This window comes from Micromonospora sp. NBC_00898 (assembly GCF_045207895.1).
Classification (GTDB): domain Bacteria; phylum Actinomycetota; class Actinomycetes; order Mycobacteriales; family Micromonosporaceae; genus Micromonospora.
The window spans coordinates 489,312-505,895 of the sequence record NZ_CP108775.1 but is presented as its reverse complement, the minus strand read 5'-3'; the positions used below and the strand labels follow the sequence as shown (position 1 = coordinate 505,895).

Annotated in this window: 13 protein-coding genes; 7 read left to right on the top strand and 6 right to left on the bottom strand. The window is 74.5% G+C overall.

Going from position 1 to position 16,584, the window contains the following annotated elements; all coding sequences use genetic code 11:
- Positions 1-68: 68 nt before the first annotated feature.
- Complete coding sequence (gene mraZ / locus OG799_RS02415; RefSeq protein ID WP_406042635.1) at positions 69-500, bottom strand: division/cell wall cluster transcriptional repressor MraZ; 432 nt, start codon at positions 498-500, stop codon at positions 69-71.
- Positions 501-855: 355 nt separating this feature from the next.
- On the opposite strand from mraZ, the gene OG799_RS02410 reads away from it, so the two are divergent.
- From OG799_RS02410 to OG799_RS02395, 4 genes are all read left to right on the top strand, one after another.
- On the top strand, positions 856-2,103 hold the full coding sequence (locus OG799_RS02410) for a MurT ligase domain-containing protein (protein ID WP_406046178.1): 1,248 nt from the start codon (positions 856-858) through the stop codon (positions 2,101-2,103).
- Positions 2,093-2,815 carry a type 1 glutamine amidotransferase gene (locus OG799_RS02405; RefSeq protein WP_406042633.1) on the top strand — a complete coding sequence of 241 codons (723 nt, stop codon included), beginning with the start codon at positions 2,093-2,095 and terminating at the stop codon, positions 2,813-2,815. Before OG799_RS02410 ends, OG799_RS02405 begins: the two co-directional genes overlap by 11 nt.
- On the top strand, positions 2,713-3,495 hold the full coding sequence (locus OG799_RS02400) for a TVP38/TMEM64 family protein (RefSeq protein WP_406046177.1): 783 nt from the start codon (positions 2,713-2,715) through the stop codon (positions 3,493-3,495). Before OG799_RS02405 ends, OG799_RS02400 begins: the two co-directional genes overlap by 103 nt.
- A 448-nt stretch (positions 3,496-3,943) precedes the next feature.
- Positions 3,944-4,111, top strand: a complete 168-nt coding sequence (locus OG799_RS02395) for a hypothetical protein (protein WP_406042631.1) — start codon at positions 3,944-3,946, stop codon at positions 4,109-4,111.
- Between the two features lie 356 nt (positions 4,112-4,467).
- On the opposite strand, the gene leuS is transcribed toward OG799_RS02395, so the two are convergent.
- Positions 4,468-7,308, bottom strand: a complete 2,841-nt coding sequence (gene leuS / locus OG799_RS02390; RefSeq protein WP_406042629.1) for a leucine--tRNA ligase — start codon at positions 7,306-7,308, stop codon at positions 4,468-4,470.
- 449 nt (positions 7,309-7,757) lie between these two features.
- On the opposite strand from leuS, the gene OG799_RS02385 reads away from it, so the two are divergent.
- Genes OG799_RS02385 through OG799_RS02375 form a run of 3 tightly spaced genes read left to right on the top strand, consistent with a single transcriptional unit; the run spans position 7,758 to position 12,592 of the window.
- On the top strand, positions 7,758-8,810 hold the full coding sequence (locus OG799_RS02385; RefSeq protein WP_406042627.1) for an AAA family ATPase: 1,053 nt from the start codon (positions 7,758-7,760) through the stop codon (positions 8,808-8,810).
- Position 8,811: 1 nt separating this feature from the next.
- Positions 8,812-10,110: a DUF58 domain-containing protein gene (locus OG799_RS02380; protein WP_406042625.1), complete on the top strand. Its 1,299-nt coding sequence runs from the start codon at positions 8,812-8,814 to the stop codon at positions 10,108-10,110.
- Between the two features lie 16 nt (positions 10,111-10,126).
- Complete coding sequence (locus OG799_RS02375; RefSeq protein WP_406042623.1) at positions 10,127-12,592, top strand: DUF3488 and DUF4129 domain-containing transglutaminase family protein; 2,466 nt, start codon at positions 10,127-10,129, stop codon at positions 12,590-12,592.
- Between the two features lie 204 nt (positions 12,593-12,796).
- Here OG799_RS02375 and OG799_RS02370 read toward each other — a convergent pair whose 3' ends face one another.
- From OG799_RS02370 to OG799_RS02355, 4 genes are all read right to left on the bottom strand, one after another.
- Positions 12,797-13,198, bottom strand: coding sequence for a DUF3040 domain-containing protein (locus OG799_RS02370; protein ID WP_406042621.1), 402 nt, complete (start codon positions 13,196-13,198; stop codon positions 12,797-12,799).
- 115 nt (positions 13,199-13,313) lie between these two features.
- A complete protein-coding gene (locus OG799_RS02365; protein ID WP_406042619.1) occupies positions 13,314-14,573 on the bottom strand; it encodes a DNA polymerase IV in 1,260 nt (419 codons plus the stop codon).
- A 61-nt stretch (positions 14,574-14,634) separates the two neighbouring features.
- On the bottom strand, positions 14,635-15,816 hold the full coding sequence (locus tag OG799_RS02360; RefSeq protein WP_406042617.1) for an alkaline phosphatase family protein: 1,182 nt from the start codon (positions 15,814-15,816) through the stop codon (positions 14,635-14,637).
- Positions 15,813-16,562 carry a methyltransferase domain-containing protein gene (locus tag OG799_RS02355; protein WP_406042615.1) on the bottom strand — a complete coding sequence of 250 codons (750 nt, stop codon included), beginning with the start codon at positions 16,560-16,562 and terminating at the stop codon, positions 15,813-15,815. Before OG799_RS02355 ends, OG799_RS02360 begins: the two co-directional genes overlap by 4 nt.
- Positions 16,563-16,584: the final 22 nt, after the last annotated feature.

Genomic DNA, 16,584 nt, shown 5'->3' with positions numbered 1-16,584 from the left:
CCGGGGAAGGGGTGCCAGGAACTCGAAAGCGGCTGGAGATCTCGCAGTACGCCGGGCGTCGCCACGCCCTACAGACCGCCGGGCAGCACCCCCTCGGAGATGTCGGCGAAGTCGTCTTCGCTCTCCGCGAGGTAGGCCTCCCAGGCCGCCCTGTCCCAGATCTCCACCCGGCTGCTCGCGCCGATCACGACCAGATCGCGGTCGAGGGCGGCGTACGAGCGCAGGTGTGCCGGGATGGTCACCCGGCCCTGCTTGTCCGGCACCTCGTCATGCGCGCTGGCGAAGAAGACCCGGTTGTAGGCCCGGGCCGCCTTGTGCGTCATCGGCTGCGCACGCAACTGCTCCGCGATCCGCTGGAACTCGGGCATCGGGAAGACGTAGAGGCAGCGCTCCTGCCCTTTGGTGATCACGACACCCCCCGCCAGCTCATCCCGGAACTTCGCCGGAAGGATCAACCGGCCTTTGTCGTCCAGGCGCGGAGTGTGGGTGCCGAGGAACATCGGCCCAACCCCCTCGCCCTGAGCGGCGTTCGCGGCGCCGCTGACCCCCTGGGCCGGTGCGGCCCTCCCGGCCTCACCAATGCGCCCCACTCTACTCCACTTCCCTCCACCCGCAACCAGAAACGCCCGCGTGGCGCGCCGTTCTCGCCGGCAAAAGCGCACGTCAAACGGGGTGGGGCAGAGTGGAGGGCCGCGCCGGCCCGCCGGCCGCGTCCGCTACCCGACATTGATCGACTCCATCCGGCCGAGCGCGTGCCGCCCGTCCGCCGGGCCACCCCGGCCGAACGGATCGCCGTCGGCGGCGATCTGGCGGGGCCACGGGTCCGGTAACCTCGCTCGGGTGACCGACGCGAAGATGCCCATGCGGGCAAAGGTGGCCAGCTCCGTGTCGCGGACCGCCGCGGCGCTGTCGCGGGCCGCCGGCCGTGGCGACGGCTCGGTGATCGGCGGCTGGATCGGCCTCAAGATCGACCCGGACCTCCTCGTGCACCTGGCGGCGGGCCGGGCGATCGCCCTGGTGTCCGGCACCAACGGCAAGACCACCACCACCCGGCTCACCACTGCCGCCGTCGGCGTGCTCGGCCGGGTGGCCACCAACTCCTTCGGCGCCAACATGCCCACCGGCCACACCTCGGCCCTGGCAAAGGCCGGCAGCACCCCGTACGCCGTGCTGGAGGTCGACGAGCACTACCTCGCCCAGGTGCTGGCGGCCACCGAGCCGCACGTGGTGGCGCTGCTCAACCTCTCCCGCGACCAGCTCGACCGGGCCAAGGAGGTCGCCATGATGGCGCAGCTCTGGCGCGCGGCGCTGGTCCAGCACCCCGACGTGCGGGTGGTCGCCAACGCCGACGACCCGATGGTCGTCTGGGCCGCCACCCCGCCGGCCGACCCGGCCCGCGGCCACAACCCACCGCACGTCACCTGGTTCAGCGCCGGCCAGCGCTGGCACGACGACTCGTGGGTCTGCCCGGAGTGCGGCTCCACCATCGCCCGCAAGGACGACCAGTGGTGGTGCACGGGCTGCCCGCTGCGCCGCCCCGAGCCGCAGTGGACCGTCGAGGACGACGGTGTGCTCGACCCGACCGGCGCCTGGCACAAGATCCAGCTCCAGCTCCCCGGCAAGGTCAACCTGGGCAACGCGGCCACCGCCCTGGCGGTCGCCGCCGAGTTCGGCGTACGTCCGGTGGACGCGGTCTCCCGGCTCGGCGCGGTCACGTCGGTCGCCGGCCGGTACGCCCAGGTCGACCGGGACGGGCGCAACGTCCGGCTGCTGCTGGCCAAGAACCCGGCGAGCTGGCTGGAGGCGTTCGACATGGCCGACGAGGCGCCGACCCTGCTCTCCATCAACGCGCGCGACCCCGACGGGCTGGACACCTCCTGGCTGTTCGACGTCGACTTCGCCCCGCTGCGCGGCCGGCAGGTGCTGATCACCGGCGACCGGGCGTACGATCTGGCCGTCCGGCTGGACGTCAACGGCGTGCCGTTCCAGCACGTCCGGACCTTCGACGACGCGATCCGGGCGGTGCCACCGGGCCGCCTGGAGGTCATCGCCAACTACACCGCCTTCCAGGACATCCGAGCGGAGCTGGACCGTGTCAACTGAGAGCCTGCGCATCGTCTGGATCTACCCCGACCTGCTCTCCACGTACGGCGACCGGGGCAACATGCTGATCCTGGCCCGCCGCGCCCAGCTGCGCGGCATGCCGGTCGAGGTGCTGGAGGTCCGCTCCGACCAGCGGCTGCCCGCCACCGCCGACATCTACCTGATCGGCGGCGGCGAGGACGGCCCGCAGGCGCTCGGCGCCCAGCGGCTGCTCGCCGACGGCGGCCTGCACCGGGCGGTGGCCCAGGGTTCGGTGGTCTTCGGCGTCTGCGCCGGCTACCAGCTCCTCGGCACCTCGTTCTTCGCCAAGGGCACCCGGTACGCGGGGCTGGAGCTGCTCGACCTCTCCTCCGACCGCGGCCCCACCCGGGCCGTCGGCGAGCTGGCCGGGGACATCGACCCCCGGCTGAGCATCCCGCCGCTCACCGGGTTCGAGAACCACGGCGGCCGCACCCACCTGGGGCCCGGCGTGTCGCCGCTGGCCCGGATCACCGCCGGAATCGGCAACGACGGCGCCACCGAGGGCGCGTGGCGGGGCAAGCTGCTCGGCACGTATTCGCACGGGCCCGCCCTGGCCCGCAACCCCGCCCTGGCCGACCTGCTGCTGCGCTGGGCCACCGGCATCCACCAGCTCCCCGCGCTGGACGACACCTGGGCCGAGCGGCTCCGCTCGGAACGCCGCGCCGCGGTGGCGGCCGCCGTCCGGGCGTGATCCGCGCCGTCCGGCGGCTGCTCCGACAGCCGTCGGCACGTCGCTTCGCCCTGCTGCTGGCGCTGCTCGCCGGCTTCGGCGTGCTGCTGCTCCTGGCGCCCCGGCCGGACCCGGCCCAGCTTCCCCGGCTGGCCGACTCCCTCGACGGGTACGCCCCGGTCGCCGCGATCGTCGGCGGGGCGCTGCTGCTGGTGGCGCTGGTGCCGCGGACCTTCGTCACGCTCGCCGCCGGGGCGATCTTCGGCCCCCTGGAGGGCGCCGCGTACGCCCTCGGCGCCGCGCTGCTCGCGGCGGCGCTCGGCTTCACCGTCGGCCGCCTGCTCGGCCGGGACTTCGTCGCCGAACGGGTGCGCGGCCGGCTGGCCCGGCTCGACGGCTGGTTCGCCCGGCAGAGCGTGTTCGGGGTGATCACCGTCCGGCTGCTGCCGATCGCCGGCTTCGGGCTGGTCAGCTACGGCTACGGCACGACCGGCGCCCGGGTGCTGCCGTTCCTGGCCGGCAGCGTGATCGCCTCCGCCCCGACCGCCTTCGGTTACGCCGCCATCGGCGCGGCGGTCAGCTCGCCGGGCCACGTCAACTGGTACGCCGCCGCGCCGGCCAGCCTCGGCCTGATCGCCAGCGTGGTGCTGATCCACCGCTGGTGGCGCGCCGAACGGCGGCGCCGGGCGGAGCCGGCCTGATGCCCGTCGAGGAGCCGCTGCCCGGCGGGTTCATCGCCGAGGCGGTCCGGGTCGGCAACACGGTCCGCCGCACTCCCCCGCTGAACGCCGCTTTCGTGGCCGCGCTGCTGCGGCACCTGGACCGGGCCGGCGTCGACCTGGCGCCCCGCTACCTGGGCACCGACGAACGGGGCCGGCAGGTGCTGGGCCACCTCGACGGGCGGGTGCCCTGGCGGGAGCGGGAGGACGAGGCGTACTTCTCCGACGCCGCGCTGACCCGGCTCGGGCGGCTGATCCGCGCGCTGCACGACGCCTGCGCGTCGCCTTCGCCGGCTGGCACTGGGCCGCGCTGGGCGAGGGCGCCGACCCGGCCGAGCTGGGCCGCCGCTGCCGGCTGCTCTGCGACGCGTACGACGCCGCCGGGTCCGCCGCCGGGCCGACGCTGCCCCGCGCCGACCTGGTCGACGTCATGCTCGCGCAGCTCGAAGGCACCTGGCGGGGCATCGACGCGGGCGCCGAACGGGACGAGCCCGGGATGCGCCGGCTGCGCGCCGCGGGCGCGATCGACGGGGTGCGGCGCTGGCAGGAGTGGCTGCTCGTCCACCGGGCCAGGGTCGAGGCCGCCGTCCTGGCCTGATCGCCTGATCCCCGGCAGGTGTCGGGCCTCGGTGCGGTTCGGGGCGAGCAGCCCGGCCCAGGCCAGCTTGCGCAGCAGCGCGACCGGCCGGCGGAAGGTTCCCCCGGCCGCCGGCCCCCGGCCGCGCCGCCGCCAGGGCGACGCCTGCGATGTCCCGGCAGCCGGTCACGTCGGCACCGGCCGCTCCTCGGCACGCGGCTGCCCCCGCGAGCGTTATGCCTGAGAGTCATAAATATGCCGCAGAGTCATATCGCTCGCGACCACACCCACTTCCGGCAAAAGTAGACGTCGGCGGCGGGGTGCGGTAGCGCCGGAGGCGCGCCCCGAGGGGGCGCGCCTCCGGGTCGGCGGCACTGTCAGGCGACGACCGAGACCATCCGACCCTTCACCACGATGACCTTGCGGGGCTCCTTGCCGGCCAGCGCGGACGCCACCGCCACCAGCGCCGCCGCGCGCACCGTCTCCTCCGGCGCGTCGGCGGGGACCTCGACCCGACCGCGGACCTTGCCGTTGATCTGCACCGGGTAGGTCACCGTCTCGGCAACCAGCAGCGCCGGGTCGGCGGTCGGGAAGTCCGCGTACGCCAGCGAGCCGTCGTGGCCCAGCCGCCGCCACAGCTCCTCGGCGATGTGCGGGGCGAACGGCGCCACCATCAGCACCAGCGGCTCGGCCACCTCCCGCGGCGTGGCGGACAGCCGGGTCAGCGCGTTGGTCAGCTCGATCAGCTTGGCGATCGCGGTGTTGAACCGGACCCCCTCCATGTCTCCCCGGACCCCGTCGATCACCTGGTGCAGCAGCCGCCGGGTGGCCTCGTCGGCCGGCACGTCGGTGACCCGCGGGTCACCGGTCTGCTCGTCGACGATCGCCCGCCAGACCCGCTGCAGGAACCGGTACGACCCGACGACCGCGCGGGTGTCCCAGGGGCGGGACACCTCCAGCGGGCCCATCGACATCTCGTACACCCGGAAGGTGTCCGCGCCGTACGCCGCGCACATCTCGTCCGGGGTGACCACGTTCTTCAGCGACTTGCCCATCTTGCCGTACTCGCGGCGCACCTCGGTCTCGCCGTGGAAGAAGCGGCCGTCGACCTCGACGACCTCCTCCGCCGGCACCACGGCCTCGCGGGCGTCCCGGAACGCGTACGCCTGGATCATGCCCTGGTTGAACAGCTTGCGGAACGGCTCGAACGAGGAGACGTGCCCCAGGTCGAACAGCACCTTGTGCCAGAACCGGGCGTACAGCAGGTGCAGCACGGCGTGCTCGGCGCCGCCGACGTACAGATCGGTGCCGCCGCAGTCACCCGCGCCGCGCGGCCCCATCCAGTACGCCTCGTTCGCCGGGTCGACGAACCGCGCCGAGTTGGTCGGGTCCAGGTAGCGCAGCTCGTACCAGCAGGAGCCGGCCCACTGCGGCATCACGTTGGTCTCCCGGGTGTAGCGCTTCGGCCCGTCACCCAGGTCCAGCTCCACCTCCACCCAGTCGCGTCGCCGGGACAGCGGGGTCTCCGGGTTGCTGGCGGCGTCCTCCGGGTCGAACGTCTTCGGCGAGAAGTCGTCCACCTCGGGCAGCTCGACCGGCAGCATCGACTCGGGCAGCGCGATGGCGGCGCCGGTGGAGTCGTACACGATCGGGAACGGCTCGCCCCAGTAACGCTGCCGGGAGAACAGCCAGTCGCGCAGCCGGTAGGTCACCGCGCCGGCGCCGTGCCCGTTCGCCTCCAGCCAGGCGATGATCGCCGCCTTGGCGTCGGCGACCCCCAGACCGTTCAGGTCCAGGCCGCGGTCGGGCGCGGCGCTGTTGATCGCCGGCCCGTCCCCGGTGTACGCCTTGCCGTCGAAGCCCTCGGAGGGCTGCACGGTACGCACGATCGGCAGGTCGAAGACCTCGGCGAAGGCCCAGTCCCGCTCGTCCTGCGCCGGCACCGCCATGATCGCGCCGGTGCCGTAGCCGGCCAGCACGTAGTCGGCGATGAAGATCGGGATCGGGCGGCCGGTGACCGGGTTGGTGGCGTACGCGCCGACGAAGACGCCGGTCTTCTCCCTGGTGTCGGCCTGCCGTTCCACGTCCGTCTTGGCCGCGGCGGCCTTCCGGTACGCCTCGACGGCCGCGCGCGGGCTGGCGTGCCCACCGGTCCAGGCGTCCTTCGTCCCCTCCGGCCAGGTCGCCGGGACCAGCAGGTCGACCAGCTCGTGCTCGGGCGCCAGCACCATGTAGGTGGCGCCGAAGACGGTGTCCGGCCGGGTCGTGAACACCCGGATCGGCTCCAGGGTGGTGGGGAAGTCGATGTGCGCGCCCTGAGACCGGCCGATCCAGTTGCGCTGCTGCAGCTTGATCGGCTCCGGCCAGTCCAGGGTGTCCAGGTCGTCCAGCAGCCGGTCGCCGTACGCGGTGATCCGCATCATCCACTGCTTCAGGTTGCGCTTGAAGACCGGGAAGTTGCCCCGCTCGGAGCGGCCGTCGGCGGTGACCTCCTCGTTGGCCAGCACGGTGCCCAGCCCCGGGCACCAGTTCACCGGCGCCTCGGAGACGTACGCCAGCCGGTGGTCGTCGACGATCGCCCGCCGCTCGGCCACGGTCAGCTCGGCCCAGGGGCGGCCGTCCGGGGTCGGGCGGGTGCCGCCCTCGAACTCGGCGATCAGCTCGGCGACCGGGCGGGCCCTGCGCGCGTCCGCGTCGTACCAGGAGTTGAAGATCTGCAGGAAGATCCACTGGGTCCAGCGGTAGAAGTCGGTGTCGATAGTGGCCACCGTGCGGCGCTCGTCGTGGGCCAGCCCCAGCCGGCGCAGCTGCTCCTTGTACCGCTCGATGTTCGCCACCGTGGTGGTGCGCGGGTGGGTGCCGGTCTGCACCGCGTACTGCTCGGCGGGCAGGCCGAACGCGTCGAAGCCCATCGCGTGCAGCACGTTCCGCCCGGCCATCCGCTGGTAGCGGGCGAAGCAGTCGGTGCCGATGTAGCCCAGCGGGTGGCCGACGTGCAGGCCGGCGCCGGACGGGTACGGGAACATGTCCAGCACGTACAGCTTCTCCGCGCCCGCCCGCGGGTGGTCGGGGTCGGCCAACGGCCCGGTCGGGTTCGGGGCGTGGAAGGTGCCCTCCCGCGCCCAGGTGTCCTGCCAGCGGTGCTCGATCTCGTCGGCCAGGGCGGCGGTGTACCGGAACGGGGGAATGTCGGTGGCCGGTGCGGCTGCCTCACTCATGGCGTCTCCTCGGCGCTGTATGTCGGATATGGGGAGGTCTGCTGCGGGCACAAAAAAGCCCCTCGCGCAGGAGGGGCGGCCGTGCTGTCGCGCGTCAGCGCATCAGCACGGCTCGGTAAGGAGCAGGAAGACTCCGGCCATGACCGGGAGTGTACCCGCCCGGCGGCCGTCCACGCCGACCGCTACCGCTGGTCGGGACGCGCGGCGGCCCGGACCGGCCCCCCGGACGGGCCCGGCGAGGACGCCCCGTGACCGCCCGTTCCCCCGACCTGACGAATATTCCGGGCGTAACCGACCGACTGGCTGCGGGGGTCGGCGACAGCGGTAAACATGGTTAGCCTGAGAGGCCAGTGAGATTTTTGCGGCAGACGAGGCTCGCACGTCGCGAACCCAACGGCGGGTCCAGGTGCTCTATACAGAGCTGCCGTCCGGCGACGAGGAGGAGGCCCGTGACACAACAGACCTGGGACGAGCTGGGCGGTCTGCTGCCGCACGACGAGTTCCGCGCCGCCAGCGAGGCCATCGTGGCCAACATCGAGCAGGTCATCGAGGGCAAGACGGCCACCGTCCGGCTCGCCCTGGCCGTGCTGCTCGCCGAGGGCCATCTGCTCATCGAGGACGTCCCCGGCGTCGGCAAGACCAAGCTGGCCAAGGCCCTCGCCCGCTCGATCGACTGCTCCGTGCGCCGCATCCAGTTCACCCCCGACCTGCTGCCCAGCGACGTCACCGGGGTCAGCGTCTACAACCAGGAGACGCACGACTTCGAGTTCCGGCCCGGCGCGGTCTTCGCCAACCTGGTGGTCGGCGACGAGATCAACCGGGCCTCGCCGAAGACCCAGTCCGCCCTGCTGGAGTGCATGGAGGAGCGGCAGGTCACCGTCGACGGGGTCACCTACCAGTTGCAGACCCCGTTCATGGTGATCGCGACGCAGAACCCGATCGAGATGGAGGGGACGTACCCGCTGCCGGAGGCGCAGCGCGACCGGTTCACCGCCCGGATCGCGATGGGCTACCCGGACGTCGGCGCCGAGCTGGCCATGCTGGACGGCCACGGCGGCACCGACCCGCTGAACGAGCTGCGCCCGGTCTCCGACGCGGCGATCGTCCGCCAGCTCATCGCCACCGTCCGGCAGGTGCACGTCGCCGACGCGGTCAAGCAGTACGCGATCGACCTGGTGACCGCCACCCGGGAGGCCCCGGACCTGCGCCTCGGCGCCTCCCCCCGGGCCACCCTGCAGCTGCTGCGCACCGCCCGCGCGGTGGCCGCCCTGGAGGGGCGCGACTACGTCCTCCCCGACGACCTCCAGGCGCTCGCCGTGCCGGTGCTGGCGCACCGGATCATCCCGACCGCCGACGCGCAGCTGGCCCGCCGCACCACCGACGCGATCGTCGCCGAGCTGGTGCACCGGCTGCCGTTGCCGCACGACCGCAAGCGCTCCCCGTACGACACCCGGCCCGCCCCCGGCAACGGCCGCGGTCCGTTCGAACCCCGGAGGCCGTGAGGTGCGCGACGGCCTGCGCGGACTGACCACCCGGGGCCGCTCGTTCCTGGCGGCCGCGCTGGCCGCCGCGGTCTCCGCCGGCATCCTCGGCGAGAAGGACCTGCTGCGGGTGGCCATCCTGCTCGCCGTCCTGCCGCTGCTCGCGGCGGCGTACGTCGGGCGCAGCCGCTACAAGCTCGCCTGCAACCGGTCCCTGGAGCCGCACCGGGTGCCGGTCGGGGCCAGCTCCCGGGTGGTGCTGCGGCTGCAGAACCTGTCCCGGCTGCGCACCGGCACCCTGCTGCTGGAGGACCGGTTGCCGTACGCCCTGGGCAGCCGGCCCCGGGTGGTGCTGGAACGGCTCGGCGCGCACCAGGCCAGCTCGGTGGCGTACACGGTCCGCGCTGACGTGCGGGGCCGGTACGAGGTGGGCCCGCTGGTGGTCCGGCTCACCGACCCGTTCGGGCTGTGCGAGCTCACCCGGGCCTTCCCCAGCACCGACCACCTCACCGTCATCCCGCAGGTCACCCCGCTCCCCTCGGTCCGCCTCCCCGGCGAGTTCGCCGGCAGCGGCGACAGCCGGGCCCGCTCGGTCGCGGTGCACGGCGAGGACGACGCGGCCACCCGGGAGTACCGGATGGGCGACGACCTGCGCCGGGTGCACTGGAAGTCGACCGCCCGCACCGGCGAGCTGATGGTGCGCCGCGAGGAGCAGCCCTGGGAGAGCCGGGCCACGGTGGTGCTGGACACCCGCGCCTACGGCCACCGGGGCGACGGCCCGACGGCGAGCTTCGAGTGGACGGTCTCCGCCGCGGCCAGCATCGCGGTGCACCTGCGCCAGGCCGGATACAAGCTGCGCCTGGTCGCCGGCTCCGGCGCCGACGTGGACGCGACCGAGGGGGCCGGCGAGGGGCTGCTCCTCGACCACCTCGCCGAGGTCCGGCTGGACCGGCAGGTGGAGATCGCCACGCTGGTGCAGCGGGTCCGGCAGCGGGCCGACGGCGGGCTGATCATCGGCCTGTTCGGCTCGCTGACCACGGCCGAGGCGGAGCTGCTCGGCGGGCTGCGGAGCAGCGGCGCCACCTGCGTCGGCCTCGTGCTGGACAGCACCACCTGGCTCAACCTCCCGCCGAAGGCCCGGGCCGAGGCGGAGCACGCGCACGGCGCCGCGGCGCTCGCCCTACTGCAGAGCGGCTGGCGGGTGATCGGCGTGGACCACGGCAGCCGCCTGCCGGTGCTGTGGCCGCAGGCGGCCCGCGGCTCGCAGGGCTTCGCGCTGCGCGCGGCGCTCGCCGAGACGGTGGCCGGGGGCGTGCGATGACCGGAAGGACGACCTCGTGACCCCGACCCGGAACCTCGGCTTCGTCGCCGCCTTGGCGACCCTGCTGGCCGCGGCGCCGCTGTCGGCCATCTTCCAGCGCTGGACGTGGCTGATCGAGGCGGCCATCGTGGTGGCGGTGGTGGCCGGGGCGGCCGCGCTGAGCCGGCTGGCCCGGGCCCCGCTGTGGGGCCAGGTGCTGGCCATGCTCGCCGGCCTGCTGCTCGGCCTCACCTGGGTCTTCCCGGGCGGCACCGAGCTGCTCGCGTTCCTGCCCACCCCGGGCACCTTCGCCCACTTCGGCGAGCTGCTCGGCGCGTCGGTGCAGGACATGCGGACGTACGGCGTGGAGGTGCCGGACGTCGACTCGCTGCTGTTCCTCACGGTGCTCGGCGTCGGCGGGGTCGCGATCGTGGTCGACGTGCTGACCGTGGGGCTGCGTCGGCCGGCGCTGGCCGGCCTGCCGATGCTGGCGATCTACTCGGTGCCGGTGGCGGTCTACGTGGACAGCGTCCCCGCGACCCCGTTCGTGGTGGGCGCCTGCGGGTACCTCTGGCTGCTGGTCACCGACAACGTCGACCGGGTACGCCGGTTCGGCCGCCGGTTCACCGGCGAGGGCCGGGACGTGGACGTGTGGGAGGCGTCGCCGCTGGCCGCCGCCGGCCGCCGGCTGGCCGTGGTGGGCGTCGCGCTGGCCGTGGCGCTGCCGCTGGCCGTGCCGGGGATGACCGGCGGCCTGATGGACGCGGTCGGCTCCGGGCCGGGTAACGGCACCGGGCGGCCGGGTCAGGGTGGCAGCCCGGGCCGGATCGACCTCTTCGCCGCGCTGAGCGGCCAGCTCAACCAGTCCGAGGTGGCTGACCTGGTCAAGGTCACCACCACCGAGCCGGCCCCGTTCTACCTGCGCTTCGGAGTGGCCGACGAGCTGCGCCCGGACGGCTTCCGGGTACGGGTGCCAAGCGGCCGGCCGGCCAACCGGAACCTGCCCGATCCGACGGAGCGGGCCGGCCGGGGCGTCGAGCAGCAGCGCTACCGGGCCACCGTCGAGGTGAAGAACCTCGACATGCCCCTGCTGCCGGTGTACGCCGAGCCGGTGAAAACCGCGGATCTCAGCGGCAGCTGGCTCTACGACCCGAACCTGCAGATCCTCTTCTCCAACCGGGACAACTCGCGGGGCAAGCGCTACTCGTTCGACTACGTCCGCTCGACATTCAGCTCGGCGGCGCTGCGCGCGGCGCCGTCGCTCTCCGCCGACGACCCGGTGCTGCGCCAGCAGACCGTGGCTCCGGTGGTGCGCGAGGTGGACAAGCTGGTCGACCAGCTCGTCAAGGGCAAGCAGAACGACTACGACAAGGTGCGGGCCATCTACGACTACTTCTCGGTCGAGAACGGCTTCACCTACTCGCTGTCCACCAAGGGCGGCACCAGCGGCGACGACATCACCGACTTCCTCGCCACGAAGGTCGGCTTCTGCCAGCAGTACGCCGCCGCGATGGCGTGGCTGGTGCGCCGGGCCGGCATCCCGGCCCGGGTGGCGTTCGGCTTCACCAACGGCAGCAACTCCAGCGGCGGCACGTACGTGCTGACCAACCGGAACCTGCACGCCTGGACGGAGGTCTTCTTCGGCGGGATCGGCTGGGTCCCGTTCGACGCCACCCCGGCGGCGAGCGTGCAGGGTTCGATCCGGTCGGCCTGGGCCCCGGACACCGACTCCCCGGAGGAGGCCGCCCCGTCGGCGGGCAGCACCGCCGCCCCGGGCGGCGTGGACGCCTCGGCCGGCCCGGACGGACCGGACCGGGCCGACAAGGAGACCGACGCGGGCCTGGCCGTGGACGGTGGCGGCCCGGCCCGGCAGGCCCCGGTCTGGCCGTGGTGGACGGCCGGCGCGCTCGCCCTGCTGGCCCTGCTCGCCGCGCCGGCGCTGCTGCGCAGGGCGTTGCGCCGGCGCCGGCGGGCCTGGGCGCACCGGCCGGCGGCCACCGTGCTGGACGCCGCCCCCGGCACCCCCGGCGGGACGCGTGAGGTGCTGGTGGGTGTGGACGCGGACGCGGCCCGCGCGGACGCGCACGCCGCCTGGGACGAGCTGCTGGACACGCTGGTGGACTTCCGGGTGCCGGTCGACCGGACGGAGACGCCCCGGGCGACCGCCGACCGGCTGGTCCGGGACAGGCTCACCGAGGACGCCTCGGCGGCCGGGGCGGCCCGGCTGCTCGGCCGCGCCGAGGAGCGGGCCCGGTACGCGCGCGATCCGCTGACCGGCGAGCCGCTGCACCCGGCGCTGCGCACCGTACGCGGGGCGCTCGCCGCCCGGGCGGACCGGCGTACCCGCCTGCTGGCGGCCATGCTGCCGCCGTCGGTCCTGCTGCGCTGGCGGCGCGCCATCTCGGACGCCTCCACCCGGCTGGTGGCGGCGGGCGGCCAGGTGCGGCAGCGCATGGTGCGATGGAGTCCGCGTCGCCTGCTGGCCGGCCGCCTGGCCCGCTGATCCGTTCCGTCCGTCGGCGCTCCCCCGCCGGCGGACGGGACCCGGCGTGGCGACATTCCCACGTCCCCGCACCCGCCCCATCGGCGACCTGGAATGGATCAGTGCGGGGTTGCCGGACGAGGGCGGCAGGGCATGACGATGCGACGACGCTCGCCGGACCTTCGACGAGCTGTCGTCGCTGGCCCCCTCAGGGGCGCGGCGTGGTCAGCGGTGCCCCTCCGGGCGCTGCCGCCAGCGGTCCTCCATCCGGTCGAGGAACGAGCCCCGCCGGCCGCCGGTACGACCACCACGGGGACGACGGCGACTCGTCGTGCCGCCCACCACGTGCAGGTCAGGCGACTGGGACCGGCGGTGCGACTGCACCGCGTAGCCCAGCGAGGCCAGCATCACGACGAAGCCCGCCACGGCCAGCAGGGGCGTCTTGATCACGGCACCGTAGATCAACAGGGCCAGACCAGCAATGACCACGCCGGCAGCGACGAGCACGCGACGCCGCGCGTGGAAACGCGGGTCGCTGGCGCGAACGGCCGAGGCGAATTTGGGGTCCTCGGCAAGCGACCGCTCGATCTGCTCGAACAGCCGCTGCTCGTGCTCCGAGAGCGGCACGGCACTCCTCCCCGGTCACATTGGTCGGCCCGCTCGGGCCGACAGACCGTGGCAGCCAACCGGCTGCTTACCCGCAAGTCTACGAGGGGGCTCGCGCGTCGGAAAGCGGGACGACCTATGGTCGGGTCGGATTTTCGTCTCGACCCCGATGACGCCTGCCGAGAAGACTGGCCGGACCTATGACGGACCGCCCGAATCGGGCAGCCGCGGCGTCGGCCGCCGCCTCCGCCTCCCGCCAGCCGCGCTCCGGCGCACCCAGGATGAGCTGGCGCGGCGTCTCTCCGGCCGCGGCCAACCCCTCCACCCGTACGCCGACCAGGCGGATCGGCTCCCCGGGGTCGAGGGCGGTCCAGAGCGCCCAGGCGGTGTCGAACATCTCCCGGGCGGTGTCCGTCGGCACGACCAGGGTGCGGGACCGGTTGACCGTGCGGAAGTCGGCCAGCCGGACCTTGAGCGACACCGTCCGCCCCACCTGCCCGGCGGCGCGCAGCCGGGCGCCGACCTTGTCGGCCAGCGCGAGCAGGGACCGACGGATCTCCAGCGGATCGACGACGTCGGTATCGAAGGTCACCTCGGCGCCGATCGACTTCTCCACGTGCTCCGGGCTGACCCCGCGCGGATCCCGCCCCCAGGAAAGCTCGTGCAGGTGCGTCGCGGCGGCCTCGCCGACCGCCCGGCGGAGCAGCCCGAGGGGCGCCTCGGCCAGGTCGCCGACGGTGGCCAGGCCGAGCCGGCGCAGCGCCTCCGCGGACCGCTCCCCCACTCCCCACAGCGCCGACACCGGCAGCGGATGCAGGAAGTCGAGCACCCGGGGCGCCGGCACCACCAGCAGGCCGTCGGGCTTGGCCCGGGTGGAGCCGAGCTTGGCCACGAACTTGCTCGGCGCCACCCCGACCGAGCAGCTCAGCCGCTGCTCCTCGGCGACCCGACGGCGGATCAGCCGGGCGATCTCGGCCGGGGAACCGAACAGCCGGCGGGCGCCCGCCACGTCGAGGAAGGCCTCGTCCAGGGAGAGCGGCTCGACCAACGGGGTGACGTCCCGGAAGATCCGCATCACCGCCCGGGAGGCCGCCGTGTACTGCGGGAAGTCGGGCGGCAGGTAGACGGCGTGCGGGCAGAGCGCCCGGGCCCGAGCAGTGGGCATCGCGCTGCGGACGCCGTACCGGCGGGCCTCGTAGCTGGCGGAGCTGACCACACCGCGCGGCCCGATCCCGCCGACCACGACGGGCCGGCCGCGCAGCTCCGGACGGCGGCGCACCTCGACCGAGGCGAAGAACGCGTCCATGTCGACGTGCAGGATCGGGCAGCCGGTGTCGTCGGCGTCCGGCCCGAAGCGCGGATCATCGCCCCGGGGCAACGACTGGCTGCGGCCCATCCCAGCAGGCTAACCGCCGGGTCCGACAACCGAGCGGCCCGCCATCCGGCGATCCGGCCGGTCAGCCCCGGACGACCAGCAGCGGGATGGTCATCTCGGCCGCGGTGTCCGCGCCGTGGTACGCCACCAGGCGCGACTCCATCGGCTTCTCCGACCGGGTGGCGACCACGGCGTACGTGTCGCGGCAGACCACCACCACGTCACCGATCCGGCACAGGTGCTGCTCGGACACCGGCCCGAACCAGCCGGTGGCCACCGCCTCCTCGCGGGTCGTCACCCGGGCGGCGTCACCCAGCACCGCCGACCAGGCGGCCAGCACGTCGGCGACCGCGCCGGGCTCGACGTGCAGGTAGCGGACCCGGGGCTCACCGGCGAGCACCCGCACCCCCTCCCGCAGCCGAGGGTCGGTGTCGAAGTCGACCCGCCGGTCCGGCGGCACGTTGAGCTGGCCGTGGTCGGCCGTGACCAGCAGCGCGGCGTCCGACGGCAGCCCGTCGACCAGCCGGACGAGCAGCCGGTCCACGCCGACGGCGGCGAGCCGCCAGGGCGCCGAGTCGACCCCGGTGAGGTGGCCGTGCCGGTCCAGGTCGGGGTGGTAGCCGGAGACCAGGGTCGGGCCCGCGCCGGCCGCGAGGGCCGTGAGCATCTGCCGGGCCAACCCGTCCACGTCGGAGGCGCCCCGGTAGTCGCCGCCCCGGTTCGCGGCGAGGGTGAGGCCGCTTCCGCCGTACTCGGGGCGGCTGACCACGGTGACCGCGACACCGGCGGCGCGGGCCCGCTCGTACTGGGTGGGCACCGGCTGCCAGGCCAGCGGGTCCGGATCGCCGGCCCACTCGATGTGGCTGAGCACCCGGTCGGTGCCGGGGACCCGCACCTTGAAGCCGAGCACGCCGTGCGCGCCGGAGGCGGCGCCGGTGCCCAAGCTGACCAGGCTGGTCGGGGTGGTGGAGGGAAAACCGGAGGTGAGCGGGGTGCCGACGGTGGCGACCAGGCCGGCCAGAGTCGGCGCGTACGGGGCGGCGGTCGGGATCTGGTACCAGCCGAGCCCGTCCACCAGCAGCACGGCGACCCGCCGTACCCCGGCCAGCCGGGGACCCAGGCCGAGCAGGTCGACCGCACCAGGGACGCCGAGCACCGCCAGGGCGCTGGGCAGCACGTCGGCGAGGCTGCCGCCGCCGTAGCGCGGCGCGACCGGGTCGAGCGGACCGGGTCGCCCGGTGCCGGCGGGCGACAGGCCGGTCATGCCGGGCGGCGGGCGAAGAGGTGCAGCTGGGCGGCGAGGTCCCGGTACGGCGATCGGGCCGCCAGGGCCCGTTCCAGCTCGACCAGGGCGGCCGGCTGGCCGTCCGCCACCGCGGCGGGAAGCAGATCGGCGAGGACGCGTACCCCGTGGATCTCCTCGACGGTGAGCCCGGCGGTGGTCAGCAGCGCGGCGGCGCCGTCGACGTCGTACCGGCGGCGGAGGGTGTCCCGCGGCCCGGCGTTGCCGTGCGCGTCGGCGGCGAGCGCGGCGGCCACGTCGAGGTGGCCGTTCATCGCCCGGCCGAGCACGGCGGCCGCCCGGCCGGCCACCAGCACGCTGGCCGCGCCGCTCCGGCGCAGCGCGCCGACCAGGGCCGACACCACCGACGCCGGCTCGTCCACCACCTCCAGGACGGAGTGGCAGAGCACCAGGTCCACGCTGGCCGGCTCGATCAGCCCGGCGAGCGCGTCGCCGTCGCCCTGCAGCGCGCGTACCCGGTCGGCGACCCCGGCCTCGGCGGCCCGGCGGGTCAGCGCGGCGAGCGCGTCGGGGCTGGCGTCGACCACGGTGACCCAGTGGCCGGCCTCGGCGAGCGGGACGGCGAATCCGCCGGTCCCGCCGCCGACGTCGAGCACGGTGAGCCGCTCGCCGGCACGGCGCTCCAGCTCGGCCCGGAGCACCGACCAGATGACGGCGGTACGCGGGGTCAGCGTTCGAGTCTGCTCCACCCGGTCGAGCCTAGTCACCCGCGCCAGCGGACTCCCGGAG

Bases quoted from the DNA above. Each gene is read 5' to 3' on its own strand.
- OG799_RS02395 (WP_406042631.1), top strand. From the start codon at position 3,944: ATGCTCGCGCAGCTCGAAGGCACCTGGCGGGGCATCGACGCGGGCGCC.
- OG799_RS02360 (WP_406042617.1), bottom strand. From the start codon at position 15,816: ATGACCGGCCTGTCGCCCGCCGGCACCGGGCGACCCGGTCCGCTCGAC.
- OG799_RS02410 (WP_406046178.1), top strand. From the start codon at position 856: ATGCCCATGCGGGCAAAGGTGGCCAGCTCCGTGTCGCGGACCGCCGCG.
- mraZ (WP_406042635.1), bottom strand. From the start codon at position 500: ATGTTCCTCGGCACCCACACTCCGCGCCTGGACGACAAAGGCCGGTTG.
- OG799_RS02365 (WP_406042619.1), bottom strand. From the start codon at position 14,573: ATGGGCCGCAGCCAGTCGTTGCCCCGGGGCGATGATCCGCGCTTCGGG.
- leuS (WP_406042629.1), bottom strand. From the start codon at position 7,308: ATGAGTGAGGCAGCCGCACCGGCCACCGACATTCCCCCGTTCCGGTAC.